Below are 14,593 nucleotides of genomic sequence, written 5' to 3' on the forward strand. Positions count from 1 at the left end.
CCTCTTCCACCAGTTGTTCGGCGCGGTCACAGCACACCGAGGTCGTTGTCGATGAGATCGAAGATCTCGTCATCGTTCGCGGCGTCCAGGACCGCCGCGCCGCCGGACTCGTCCGCACTGTCACCGAGCTTCGCCAGCAGGGTCTGCAGCCGGATCGCGAGCTTTGCCTTCGTGTCGGCGTCGCAGTCCATCGCCACGACTTCCCTACCGAGCCGATCGAATTCGTCCAGGATCAACGGCTCGCCCGAGCCCGAACCACCCGCCAGTTCGGCCGCGAGGAATTCGGCCACCGCGCTCAGCGTCGGGTAGTCGAAAACCAGCGTGGCGGGCAACGCGGTGCCGGTCGCCGTGGACAGCCGGTTGCGGAACTCCACCGCGGTCACCGAGTCGAATCCGAGCTCGGCGAACGGGCGCGCCAGATCGTCGGTGTGCTCGCCGGAATAGCCGAGCACCAAGACGATTTCGGCGCTGACGACGGCACTCAGCAGGTTCCGTCGCTCGGTGTCGGTCAGCCCGGCGAGGCGTTCCCGCATCTCCGCTCCCGCGCTCGTCTCGGCGTCGTCCACCGCCCGCAGCGCCCGTGCCGCTTCGGGAACCTCGCTGATCAGCGGGCTCGGCCGGACGAAGGTGAACGGGGCCGCGAAACGCGCCCAGTCGATGTCGGCGACGGTCAGCTGGGTTTCCCCGTGCTCGACCGCCTGCAGTAGCGCACCAAACGCCAATGCGGGGTCCATCGGGCGGACGCCGCGCCGGGTGAGCACATCCTGCGCGGCGTCGTTCGCCGTCATGCCGCCGCCGTCGCCCCAGTTGCCCCACGCAACGGTGGTCGCGGCCAGTCCGGCTGCCTTCCGGTGCCTGCCCAGCCCGTCGAGGAAGGCATTGCCCGCCGCGTAGGCGGCGTTGCTCCCGCTTCCCCACGACGCCGAGCCGGACGAGAACAGCACGAAGGCCGCCAGGTCGAGAGCACGGGTGAGCTCGTGCAATGCCAGCGCGCCGCCCACCTTCGCCGACATCGCGGCCGCGAACTCGGCGATGGACGTCTCCGCGACCGGACCTTCGACCGGCACGCCCGCCGCGTGCACGACGGCCGTCAACGGATGCTCGGTCGGAACCGCCGCGAGCAGTTCCGCCAGCGCGTCTCGATCGGCCACATCGCAGGCCGCCATCGTCACGCTCGCACCGGCCGCGCGCAGTTCGGCGGTCAGTCCGACGGCCCCAGGCGAATCCGTGCCGCGCCTGCTGATCAGCAGCAGATGCCCGGCGCCGTTGGCCGCCGCCCAGCGCGCGACCCTGGCACCGAGACCGCTTGCACCACCGGTGATCAGCACCGTCCCGCTCGGATGCCAAGGGGTGCTCGCGACAAGGGGGGCCGAGGCCCGGGTCAAGCGCCGGCCGAAGGCCTGACCGCCGCGCAGCGCGAGTTGATCCTCCTCGGTGCGGTCCCCCAGCAACCGAAGCAGCGTGCTGAGATCGGCGGCGGTCACGCTAACCGGCAGGTCGATCAGCCCGCCCCACCGTTTCGGGTACTCGAGCGCGGCAACGCGGCCGACGCCCCAGAGCGGGGCCTGGGCCACGCCACCGACGAGGTCTGCCGGATCGACCGACATGGCGTCGCGGGTGACGCACCACAGGCGGGTATCCAGATCGCGGTCGTGCAGTGCCTGGAGCAGCCGCACCGTGCTCGCGAACCCGTTGTGCAGCAACGGATATCCGGTGGCCACGCGCTCGTCCAGTCCGAGCAGCGACAGCACGCCGACCGGCGCGGCCAGGCCGCTCAACCGCTCGGCCAGGTCGGCTCGATCGGTCTCCGCGCCCACCACCATCGAGACGACGTCGGCGGTCCGGCCGAAGGCATCGATGATCGCGTCGGCCAGCGACCGATCGATCTGTTCGGGCAGCAGGACCAGCCAGTTGCCCCGGGGCTCGGCACCGATCGGCGTTACGGGGGTCCAGGTTTCGCGATACCGCCAGGATTGCACGATCGATTCGTCCTGGCAGCGATGCCGCCACTTCCGCAGGCCGGGCAAGACCTCGCCCAGCGTCTCGGCATCCACGTCCATGGACGCGGCCAGCTCACCCAGATCGACGCTCTCGACGGTCGCCCAGAACGCCGCGTCCGCACCGTCGCCCGGTAGCGCGGGCGCGGTGATCTCCGGCCAGAATCGACGGTGCTGGAAGGCGTAGGTGGGCAATTCGATGCGGTGCGGGAGCCGGTCGCCGTACCAGGCGGCCCAGTCCACGGGATGACCGTGGACGTAGAGCGACGCCAGCGCCGACAGCAGCGTCGCCGGTTCGTCCCGATCGGCGCGCAACACCGGCACCGCGACCGTCGCCGAATCCGGGTCGGCGGCAAGGTTTGCCAATACCAGCCCGGTCGTCGTCGCGTCCGGGCCCAGTTCGACGAAGCTCTGCACGCCCCGTTCCGTCAGTGCTTGCACACCCTCGGCGAATCGCACCGCCTCGCGGGCGTGGCGCACCCAATAGGTCGTCGAATTCAGTTGCTCCGCCGACACCGGCTCGCCGGTCAGGTTCGACACCACCGGGATAGCGGGTTCGGTGAATTCGATGCCGGCGCAGACTCGTTCGAATTCCGCGAGCATCGGATCCATCAGTGCGGAGTGGAAGGCGTGCGAGACCGCGAGCCAGGTGGTCTTGCGCCCGAGAGCGGCGAAGTGGTCGGCGACCCGGCCGACCGTCGCGCGCTCACCGGACACCACCACCGATCGGGGTCCGTTGACCGCGGCCAGGCAGGCGAGCTCGTGCAGCTGCTGCGCCACTTCGTCCTCGGTGGCCTGGATCGCCACCATCGCCCCGCCCGCCGGCAGCGCCTGCATCAACCGGCCGCGCGCGACCACCAGCCGCGCCGCGTCCGGCACCGGCAGCGCACCGGCCGCAGCGGCGGCGGTGAGCTCGCCCACCGAGTGCCCCATGAGGAAATCCGGTGTCACGCCGAAGGATTCCAGCAGGCGGAACAGTGCGATACCCATCGTGAACAGTGCGGGCTGGGCGAACTCCGTGCGCTCGAGCACCTCGGGCCGGTCGACGTCGAACACGATGCCGCGCAACGACGTACCAAGCAACGGATCGATCACCGCGCAGACCTCGTCGAACGCCGCGGCGAACACCGGGAACGCCGAGTACAGCTCCCGGCCCATCCCCGCGCGCTGCGCGCCCTGGCCGGCACAAATGAAGGCGACCCGGCCCGGTCGTGTCCGGCCGGTGCGCACGGAGCCGATCGAATTCCCCTGTGCCAGCGCTGACAGACCCGCCGACAGCTCGTCTCGATCCGTGGCGAGCACGACCGCACGATGCTTGAATCCGGCCCGCGACAGCAGCGACCGTGACACCGCCGACGGATCCGGCTCTGGGGCGTCGTCCAGGAAAGACAGCAGCCGCAACCCTTGCGCCCGCATTGCCGCCACCGACTTACCGGAGAGCACGAAGGGCCGTACCATCGGCGAAATATGCTGCGGCACATCGTAGGCCACCGCCGCCTCAGGCGCCTGCTCCAGGATCACGTGCGCATTCGTGCCACTGATCCCGAACGACGACACCGCGGCACGCCGTGGCCGCCCCAGCTCGGGCCACGGTCTGGTCTCGGTTACCAACGCGACCGTACCCGCCGACCAGTCCACCTCCGGCGTCGGTTCGCCGGCGTGCAGGGTGGCGGGCACCACGGCGCGGCGCAGGGCCTCGACCGCTTTGATCACGCCTGCCACGCCTGCCGCGGCCTGGCTGTGGCCGATATTCGATTTGATCGAGCCGAGCAGCAGCGGGCGATCAGGCCTGCGATCGCGGCCGTAGGTGGCCAGCAACGCCTGCGCCTCGATCGGATCGCCGAGCGCGGTGCCGGTGCCATGCGCCTCGACGACATCGATATCGGACGGCGACAGGTCGGCACGCCGCAGCGCGTCGCGAATAACCCGTTGCTGCGCAGGACCATTCGGCGCGGTCAGCCCGTTCGACGCACCGTCCTGATTGACCGCCGAACCGCGCAGCACCGCGAGCACCTGGTGCCCATTGCGTTGTGCGTCCGAAAGCCGTTCCAGCACCACCAGACCCACACCTTCGGCGAAGGCCATCCCATCCGCCGCCGCGGAAAACGCCTTGCAGCGGCCGTCCTTCGCCAGCGCGCCCTGTTGCGAGAATCCGATGAACCCGGCGGGCGAGGACATCACCATCACGCCGCCCGCCAGCGCGAGCGAACATTCGCCGGTCCGCAGCGACTGCGCCGACAGGTGCATGGCGACCAGCGACGACGAGCACGCGGTGTCGACGGTGATCGCGGGTCCTTCCAGCCCGAACACATAGGACACGCGGCCGGACAGCACGCTCGAAACGTTGCCGGTCATCGACAGCCCGTCGATATCACCGAGCCGGCCACCGCCGAGCTGCGGCACCGGGTTGGCACCCACGAAAACACCGGTTCGACTGCCGCGCAACGCCTGTGCATCGATCCCCGAACGTTCGAACGCCTCCCACGCCGTCTCCAGCAGCAGTCGCTGCTGCGGGTCCATGGCGATGGCTTCACGCGGCGAGATCCCGAAGAACGCCGCGTCGAAATCCGCTACGGCGTGCAGGAATCCGCCATGTCGCACATATGAGGTGCCCGCGTTGGCGGGGTCGGGATGGTACAGATTCTCAATCTCCCAGCCGCGGTCGGTGGGGAAGCCGGAGATCGCATCGACCCCGTCGGCCGCGAGCCGCCACAGCTCCTCGGGCGAACCGACGCCGCCCGGGTAGCGGCAGGCCATGCCGACGATGACGATCGGGTCGTCCTCGGGAACCGCCTGCTCGAGTGCCACCGACGTATCCATCGGATCGATGCCGAAGGCCTCGGCGAGCAGATAGCGGGCCAGGTCGTTCGCGGTCGGGTAGTCGAAGACCATGGTGGACGGCAACTTCAGGCCGCTCGCCTCGACGAGCCGGTTGCGCAGCTCCACCGCCGTGAGCGAGGTGAAGCCGAGCTCCTGGAACGCCCGGTCCGGCTCGACGTCCTTCGAGCTCGCGTGCCCGAGCACCACCGCGACCTCGGTGCGGATCAATTCGAGCACCAGCGCCCGACGGTCCGGCTCGGCCACCGTGGAAAGCCGTTCGCGCAGTGCCGAATCAGGCGCCGCGGCGCCGGCCGCGGCGGGCGCGTACTCGGCGAGAATGCGCCGGACCTCGGGCACCGCGCCGAGCAATGGACTCGGACGCGCCATGGTGAACAGCGAAACGAAGTTCTCCCAGTTGACGTCCGCAATGAGCAGGAACGTCTCCGCCCGGTCCAAGGCAGCGTGCAACCCGGCGAGCGCTAGGTCGGGATCCATCGGGGGCAGCCCGTGCCGGGTCTGCCGCTCGCCGAGCACCATCCCCTCGACGAGATTGGTGCCGTCCCACAGGTTCGGTGTGCCCCACACGCCCCAGGCAATGCACAGCGCGGTATGTCCGCGGGCCCGGCGGCGTTCGGCCAGGGCGTGCAGATGCGCGTTGGCCGCACCGTACGCACCGTGCGCACCGCTCCCCAGACACCGGCCACCGAGGAATAGAGCACGAACGCGTCGAGGTCGATGGCTTCGGTCAGCTCGTCCAGATGCACCGCGCCCGCCACCTTGGCGCGCGTCATCCTGGCGAATTCCTCGACGGTGGTACCGGGCAGGGTCGCGACCTCCAGCGAGGCGGCCGCGTGCACGACCATCCGCAGCGGCGCGGCGTCGGTGTGCGTGAGCGCCACCAGCGTCGCGGCCGCCGCGCGGTCGGCGATATCGCACGCGACGATCTCGACCTGCGCGCCGAGCGCGCGCAGCTCGGCCGCCAGCTCGGACGCGCCCTCGGCCGCCGGACCGCGACGGCTCGCGAGCACCACCCGCTCGGCGCCGTGGCGCACCGCCCAGCGCGCCGTGACCGCGCCGAGCGTGCCGGTGCCGCCGGTGACCAAGAGGGTGCCCCTGGTCCGCCACGCCGGGGTGTCCGCCGCGCCGAGGGTCGGCGCGGGCACGATCCGCCGGGCCAACACACCGCCGCGACGGATCACGACCTGGTCTTCGCCTGCCGACCCGGCGAGGACGGCGGCGAACTTAGCGAGCGTCCGGTCGTCGAGCGTGAAGGGCAGGTCGACCAGGCCACCCCACCGCTGCGAATGTTCCAGTCCGACAACAGGTCCCAGGCCCCACAGTTCGGCCTGCACCGGGTCGGGCGCCGCGGTGACCGCGGCCCCCCTGGTCACCAGCCACAGAGGCGCGGCGATTCCCGCGTCGCCGAGCGCTTGGATGAGGGCCACGGTGGTCGTCGTCGAATTGCCCAGGGAGACAATGCCGGAGGCGTAGGTGCAGTCGGCGACCGCCGCGGCGAGCACGGACCGGTCGGCCGAATCGACTTCGAGCACGGAAGCGTCGGCCAATGTCTTTGCCACGGCGACGACATCGCGATCGCCGGCCCGCCCGGCGGGCACGACGATCAGCCACGATCCCGAGACGACGCCCGAGACCTCGACCGGCTGCCAATCGACGCGGTAATGCCACGAGTCCAGTACGGACGCATCGCGCCTGCGCCCGCGCCACGCGGCGAGGCCGGGCAGAACATCGGTCGCCACCTGTGCGTCGACCGCCAGACCGGCGGCCAGCGCGGCGACATCCGCACGCTCGACCGCTGTCCAGAACTCGGCGTCGGAGGTGCCGGTGACCGAATCACGGTTCCCTGGAGCCGACTCCAGCCAGTAGCGCTGATGCTGGAACGCGTAGGTCGGCAGCGCCACCCGCGCCGCGCCGTCCAGCAGGGGACGCCAGTCCACCGTGGCGCCGCGCGCGTAGACCTCGGCGAGCGAGTGGATCAGGCGATCCAGGCCGCCGTCGTCACGTCGCAGCGAACCGATGGTCACCGCGGGCCGATCGGTCGACTCGATCGCCTCTTGGATCGCGGGCACCAGCACCGGATTCGAACTGACCTCGATCAGGAATCGGTAGTGCTCATCCAGCAATTCCGCGATCGCCGGGAAGAATCGCACCGGCTGCCGCAGGTTCTCCAGCCAGTACCCGGCATCTAGTTCCGATCCGTCGAGCGACCGTCCGCGCACCGTCGACCACAGCGGAATCCGCCCGCGGCGCGGCGTCACCCCGGCCAACTCCTCGACCAGCTGCTCGGCGATCGCGTCCACCTGTGCCGAATGCGACGCGTAGTCCACCTCGACCCGGCGCACCCGCACGTCGGCCGCGCGGCACTCGGCGATCACCTCGTCCAGCGCGGCATCGTCACCCGAAATCACCGTCACCGCCGGGCCATTCACCGCCGCCACCGAGACGGCGTCGCCGAACCGGGCGATCAGCGGCTCGACCCGGTCCACGGGCAAACCCACCGACACCATGCCGCCCTGGCCGGACAGCCCCGCCGCGATGATTCGGCTGCGCCCGACCACCACCTTCGCCGCGTCGGCCAAGCTCAACGCCCCCGCGACGCAGGCCGCGGCGATCTCGCCCTGGGAGTGCCCGACCACCACGTCCGGCACGACCCCGAAAGACTCCCAGACCGCCGCCAGCGACACCATCACGGCAAACGACACCGGCTGCACCACATCGACGCGGTCGGCCGATTCCGCCGCGCCCGCCAGGGTTTTCAGCAGCGACCAGCCGGTCAGCGGATCCAGCACGGCGGCACATTCGGCGAGCCGAGCCGCGAAAACCGGGCTGGTGCGCACTAATTCGCGTCCCATGCCGACCCACTGCGCGCCCTGACCGGGGAACACGAACGCCGTCCGGCCGGTGCCTACTCGCCCGGTGATCACCTCGGCCGCCGACTCGCCACGGGCCACGGCATGCAGCGCCGCTATCAGTTCGGCGCGGTCGCGCCCGAGCACCACCGCACGCTCGTCCAGCGCGGCGCGGGTGGTCGCGAGGGACCATGCCACATCCGGTAGGGCCGCGCCGTCCACCAGGAACGACGCCAATCGAGCCGCCTGGTCGCGCAGTGCCGTCGTGGTCCGCGCGGACAGCACGAAAGGCCGCACAATCGCCGAATCACGACGCACTACCGCGGTTTCCGGCACCGGCTCGGGCACGTGCTCCAGTACGACATGCGCGTTGGTGCCACTGACGCCGAACGACGACACACCGGACCGCCGCGGCCGATCGGACACCGGCCAGGAGGCGGCCTCGGTCGCCAGCCGAACCGCGCCCGCCGACCAATCCACCTGTGGTGTCGGCACATCGACGTGCAGTGTCTGCGGCACCACACCGTGCCGCATCGCCTCGACCATCTTGATCACGCCGGCGACGCCCGCCGCGGCCTGGGTGTGGCCGATATTCGATTTCAGCGAACCCAGCCACACCGGGCGGTCCGCGGCCCGGTCCTGTCCATAGGTCGCCAGCACCGCCTGCGCCTCGATCGGGTCGCCCAGCGTGGTGCCCGTGCCGTGCGCCTCGACCACATCGATATCGGCCGAGGACAGGCCCGCATTGCGCAGCGCCTGCCGGATGACGCGCTGCTGCGAAGGTCCGTTCGGCGCGGTCAGCCCGTTCGACGCGCCGTCCTGATTGACCGCCGTGCCGCGCACCAGCGCCAGCACCGGATGGCCGTTGCGGCGCGCATCGGACAGCCGCTCCAGCAGGACGAGCCCCGCGCCCTCGGACACGCTGGTCCCGTCCGCGTTCGCCGCGAACGACTTGCTGCGCCCGTCGGCGGCCAGGCCGCGCTGCCGGGAGAACTCGATGAACGTGCCCGGCGTCGCCATGACGGTGACACCACCCGCGAGCGCCATGGTGCATTCGCCCGCACGCAGCGCCTGCACCGCGGAGTTCATCGCCACGAGCGAGGACGAGCACGCCGTGTCAACGGTGAGCGCGGGGCCTTCCAAACCGAAGGTATACGAAATCCGGCCGGAGACAACGCTTCCGGAGACACCCGTGGCGAGAAAACCCTCGACCCCTTCCGGTATCTCGCTGACCTGAGCGCCGTAATCGTGGTACATCACGCCCGCGAACACACCGGTGCGGCTGCCGCGCAGCGACAGCGGATCGATGCCGCCCCGCTCGAAGGCCTCCCAGGCGAGCTCGAGCAGCACCCGCTGCTGCGGATCCATCGCGATCGCTTCCCTGGGAGAGATGCCGAACAGCGCGGGATCGAAATCCGGTGCGCCGTAGAGGAATCCGCCCTCCCTGGTCAGGCTCACGCCACGCTGTTCGGCGCTGAAGAGCGCCGACATATCCCAGCCGCGGTCCAACGGGAACGACGCGATCGCGTCGCCACCGTCGGCGACGAAGCGCCACAGCGCTTCCGGCGAATCGATGCCGCCCGGATAGCGGCAGCTCATGGCAACGATGGCGATGGGCTCGTCGGTGCTCGCCGAAACACCCTGCGCCACATCCGGCGTCGTGCCCTTGCCGGTCGCCGTTTCGAGGAGGAAGCCGGCCAGATCCGCCGGATTCGGATAGTCGAAGACCAACGTCGCGGGCAGGCGCAGCCCTGTAACCGCCGCCATCCGATTCCGGAACTCCACGGCGGTGAGCGAGGTGAAACCGAGCTCCGCGAACGCGGCGGTCGGACCGACCTGCCTGGCGCCCTCGTAGCCGAGAACCGTGCCCACCTCCTCGAGCACGAGATCGAGCAGCAGCTTCACCTGTTCGGCACTGGGCACGCCGGCGAGCTTGCGCAGCAGTGACCGGTTCCCGGACCGGCCGCCCGCGCGCGCCCGCTGCGGGGTGCGGACAAGGCCGCGCAACAGGCCCGGCACCGCCCCGGCCTCGACCAGCGCGCGCAAGGCGACCTGGTCCACGCGCAGCGGAACCACCACGGCCCGGTCGATCTCACGGGCGGCGTCGAGCAGTGCGAGGCCTTCGGCGGGGCTCATGCCGACCACGCCGGACCGGTCGATGCGCTCGACGTCGGCCGCCGTCAGATCCGCGGTCAGTCCGTCCGCCCGGGCCCAGCGTCCCCACGCCAGTGCGACCGCCGGAAGACCCTGGGCCCGACGGAGTTCGGCAAGCGCGTCGAGGTAGGTGTTGGCCGCCGCGTACCCGGACTGGCCGGGCGCACCCAGCACACCGGAGGCCGAGGAGAACAGGAGGAAGGCGCTGAGCTCACGCTCGCGGGTGAGCTCGTGCAGATGCCACGCCGCGTCGACCTTGGGGCGCAACACCGTTGCCAGCCGGTCCGGGGACTGAGCGGTGAGCACACCGTCGTCGAGCACCACGGCCGCGTGCACCACGGCCGTCAGCCGGGGCAGCCGGTCGAGCAAGCCGGCCAGCTCGGCGCGGTCGGCCACATCGCAGGCGAAGATGGACACCTCGGCACCGAGTGCCGTGAGCTCGTCCAGCAGTTCGGGCGCGCCCGGCGCGTCGATGCCGCGCCTGCCGACCAGGGCGAGCCGACGCACCCCGTAGCCGGTGACGAAATGCCGCGCCAGGTCGGCGCCGATGGTCCCGGTGCCACCGGTGATCAGCACGGTGCCCTCGGGATCCCAAGGCTGCGCCGCACGGCGCTCGCCTGCCGCCACTCTCGTCAGTCGCGGCGCAGTGAGCACCCCGCCACGAATCGCGAGTTGTGGCTCACCGCTGCGCGCGGCGGCGGGCAGCAGGTCCCGCGATCGCGGATCGTCATCGATATCGACCAGCACGAATCGGTCCGGATGTTCGGACTGCGCCGAACGGATCAGACCCCACAGCGCGGCGCCCGCGAGATCGGGCGCCGTCGTGTCGGCGTCCGTCGTCATCGCCTGCCGAGTCACGAATACCAGTTGTGCGTCGTCGAATTCGGCCGCCCCGAGCCAGGTCTGCACGATCTCCAGCCCGCGGACCACCTCCGCGTGCGCGGCATCGGCGTCCGGCCGGCCCGGCCGCACCGGCAGCAAAACCAGGTCGGGTACGGGTGCGTCCGCCGCCAGCGCGGCCAGCTCCGCCGCGCCGACCGGCCGGTCGTCCGCGCTGAGATCGATCCAGCCGCTTGCCTTTCCGTCGCCGGCCGGCACCGGCTGCCAGCTCACCTGGAGCAGATCATCAGTCTGCCGCGCCGACGCGGGCATCGCACGCAGGACGACGGACTCCGCGGTCAGCACCGCGTGACCCTCGTCGTCGGCAATCCGCACGGAAACGCCACCGGACGCGCCCTTGCCGAGCCGGACCCGGAGCACGGACGCCCCGCTGCGGTGCAGGGTCACCCCGCGCCAGGCAAACGGCAGCTGCGGTCCGGTCGCGGACGCGGTGAACGTGCCGAACGCGAGAGCGTGCAGCGCCGCGTCGAGCAATGCCGGATGCAGCCCGAAACGATCGGTGTCGCCGAGGGATTCGACCGGACGCACCTCGGCGCAGACCTCGTCACCGCTGCGCCATGCGGCGACCAATCCCTGGAAGGCCGGGCCGTAGACCATGCCGAGGGCGGACAGGGTGTCGTAGAGACCGTCCAGCTCGGCATCGGCGACCGGTTGCGCACCCGCGGGCGGCCAGGGCCCGGAATCGTCGCGGCCGGCCGATTCCGCCCGGGTCAGCACCGCGTTGGCATGGCACTGCCACGCGTCGTCGTCGGTACCCTCGGCGCGCGAATGGATCGACAGCGCGCGCCGGCCGTGCTCGTCCGCGGGCGCGACGGCGACCTGAAGTTGTGTCGCGGTCTCGGCGGGCAGGACCAGCGCCGCCTCGAGCGTCAATTCCTCGAGCTGGTCGTAACCGTCGAGCGCACCGGCCCGCAGCGCCAGCTCCGCGAACGCGGTGCCCGGCAGCAGCACGGTGTCGCCAACCGCATGATCGGCCAGCCAGGGATGGGTTCGCCGGGAGAGCAACCCGGTGATCACCACTGCCCCGAGCTGGCCACCGACACCGCCGCCGCGAGCAACGGGTGATCGACGGCGGCCAGGCCCATGGCTCCGGGATCGCCGGGTCGCGCGGCGATCTCCATCCAGTAGCGGGTTGCGTCGAAGGGATAGGTCGGTAGGTCGACCGGACGGCCGTCGGCGCTGTCCAGGATCGATCGCCAATCCACCGGCAGACCTGCGGTATACAGCACGGCCAGCGAGGTGATCAGCCGCCGCCGGCCGCCGTCGTCGCGGCGCAGCGTGCCGGTCACCACCGCCTCGACGCCGACCGCTTCGGCGGTCTGTTCGATGCCAACGGTGAGCCATGGATGTGCGCTCAGCTCGACGAAGGTGTGGTAGCCATGGTCGATTGCCGTGCGGATCGTCCGATCGAATTCGACGGCTTCGCGCGCATTGCGGTACCAGTACTCCGGTCCGAGCTCCGCCGCATCGAGCAGTTCGCCGGTGACCGTCGAATAGAACGGCAACGCGGCGGCCTGCGGCTCGATCCCGGCCACGGCATCGAGCAACCGATCCCGCAGCGGTTCCACTCGATCGCAGTGGCTGGCAACGGTTCCCGGAAGCATGTGGGCCCGCACGCCCTCGGTCTCGCAGGCGGCCACCAGCTCCAGCAACTGATCTTCGTCGCCGGCGACGATCGTGGTGGTCGGATTGTTCACCGCGGCAACGGTCAGCGCGGGACGGGCGCGCAGTCGCTGCCGGACGTCCTCGACCGGTAGTGCGAGCAACGCCAGCGTGCCGTTTCCGACGAGTTCGTCGGCGAACAACTGCGAGCGACGGACGGCAATCCGCGCCGCATCGTTCAATGACAGCGCCCCGGCCACGCAGGCGGCGGCGATCTCGCCCTGCGAGTGACCGATCACCGCGCCGGCCTCGACGCCGTAGGAACGCCAGAGTTCGGCCAGCGAGACCATCACCGCGAACAGCACCGGCTGCCATATCTCGGTCAGCTCGGACGGCGGCGCCTCGGACCGCAGGACATCCAGCACCGACCACTCGACCAGCGGGTCGATCGCCGCGGCGCATTCCGCGAGCCGGGCGGCGAAAACCGGTTCGGTGGCGAGCAATTCGGTGACCATTCCGGTCCACTGCCACCCGTGACCGGGGAAGACGAACACCACGCCGGTGCGCGCTCGCCGCACACCGGCGCGCACGATGTTGTCCGGAAGCTGTTCTGCCGCCAGCGCAGCCAGCGCGGCCAGCAGCTCCGCCCGATCCTCGGCAACGACAACCGCACGCTCATCGAGCGGCGAACGCGTGGTCGCCAACGACAGCGCCACGTCCCGCAGTTCCAGTTCCGGCCTGCTGCCGAGGTACCCGTGCAGTCGCAGCGCTTGCTCGCGCAAGGCCTCGGAAGTTTTGCCCGACAACAGATATGGCAGCACGGCAGGCGGATCGTCGGCGCGCTCGAGCGGAGCTGAGACAGGAGCCTGCTCCAGGATCAGATGGGCGTTCGTTCCGCTCACGCCGAACGACGACACGGCCGCGCGACGCGGCCGGTCCGCATCGGACCAGGCCTGCGCCTCGGTCAACAGCCGGACGTGCCCCGCGGACCAATCAACGTGCGGGGTCGGCTCATTCACATGCAAGGTCTGTGGCAGCACGCCGTGACGCATCGCCATGACCATCTTGATCACGCCTGCCACGCCCGCGGCGGCCTGCGCGTGGCCGATATTGGATTTGATCGAGCCGAGCCACAGCGGACCCGCGCCCTGGTGATCCTTGCCGTAGGTCTCGACGATGGCCTGCGCCTCGATCGGATCACCCAATACCGTTCCGGTGCCGTGTGCCTCGACGACATCGACCTCCGCACCGGTGAGGCGCGCATTGCCGAGCGCCTGGCGGATCACCCGGCGCTGGGCGGCGCCGTTCGGCGCGGATAGACCGTTCGACGCACCGTCCTGATTCACCGCGGAACCGCGGATGACGGCCAGCACCGTGTGCCCGTGCCTGCGCGCGTCGGACAGCCGCTCCAGCAGAACCAGACCGGCGCCCTCCGCGAAACCGGTGCCGTCGGCGGCCGCGGCAAACGCCTTGCATCGTCCGTCCTCGGCCAGGCCGCGCTGCCTGGACACCTCGATGAAGGTCGACGGCGTGTGCATGACGGCGACGCCACCACCGAGCGCGAGCTCGCATTCGCCGTTGCGCAGGGCCTGCACGGCCAGATGGAGGGCGACCAGCGACGAGGAACAGGCCGTGTCCACCGTGACGGCGGGCCCGTTCAGACCGAAGGCGTAGGAGATCCGGCCCGAGAGCACGCTGCTCGAAATACTGGTGAGCACTTCACCTTCGAGCGAGGTGCCGGCGGCGGCCAGCACCGAAGGATGGTCGCCGGAGCCGCCGCCGACGAACACCCCGATCCGGCGGCCTTCCAGTGACAGTGGCGCGATACCGGCCCGTTCGAAGCTCTCCCATGCGGTGTGCAGCAACAAGCGTTGCTGGGGATCCATGGCGCCGGCCTCGCGGGGCGAGATGCCGAACAGGCGCGTGTCGAACATGCCCGGCTCGTCGAGGAAGCCGCCTTCCCGGGTATAGCTGTGCCCACGCGCCTCGGGATCGGCGTCGAACAGCCTGCTCAGGTCCCACCCCCGGTTCGACGGGAACTCGCCGATCGCATCCGTGCCGTCGGCGACCAAACGCCACAGGTCATCGGGCGATTCGACACCGCCCGGGTAACGGCAGCTCATCGACACGATCGCGATGGGCTCGGCGGCCGCGCCTGCCATCCGTTCATTCTGCTTGCGCAGCCGATCGTTCTCGAGCAGGGTGCGGCGCAGGGCCTCGGCGACGTCGCGCACTGACTTCTCCACGTTCTTC

Annotated in this window: 2 protein-coding genes and 1 pseudogene; all 3 read right to left on the reverse strand. The window is 70.6% G+C overall.

What is annotated here, in order from left to right; genetic code table 11:
• Nucleotides 1-26: 26 nt before the first annotated feature.
• The 3 genes and pseudogenes from BTZ20_RS29180 to BTZ20_RS17480 all read right to left on the reverse strand — a co-directional run bounded on the left by BTZ20_RS29180 (nt 27) and on the right by BTZ20_RS17480 (nt 14,586).
• Entirely contained in the window at nt 27-5,402 is a 5,376-nt protein-coding gene (locus tag BTZ20_RS29180) for a type I polyketide synthase (RefSeq protein ID WP_145982334.1), read from the reverse strand.
• Nucleotides 5,403-5,453: 51 nt separating this feature from the next.
• A pseudogene (locus tag BTZ20_RS26840) lies at nt 5,454-11,758 on the reverse strand (type I polyketide synthase); the annotation flags it as partial.
• The gene (locus BTZ20_RS17480) at nt 11,752-14,586 is read right to left on the reverse strand and encodes a type I polyketide synthase (protein ID WP_077042233.1); all 2,835 of its coding nucleotides are present in this window, start codon (nt 14,584-14,586) and stop codon (nt 11,752-11,754) included. The pseudogene BTZ20_RS26840 and the gene BTZ20_RS17480, both read right to left, overlap by 7 nt.
• Nucleotides 14,587-14,593 lie beyond the last annotated feature (7 nt).

The sequence above is a fragment of the Rhodococcus sp. MTM3W5.2 genome, from assembly GCF_001984015.1.
In the GTDB taxonomy this organism is placed as follows: Bacteria; Actinomycetota; Actinomycetes; order Mycobacteriales; family Mycobacteriaceae; genus Rhodococcus_G; species Rhodococcus_G oryzae.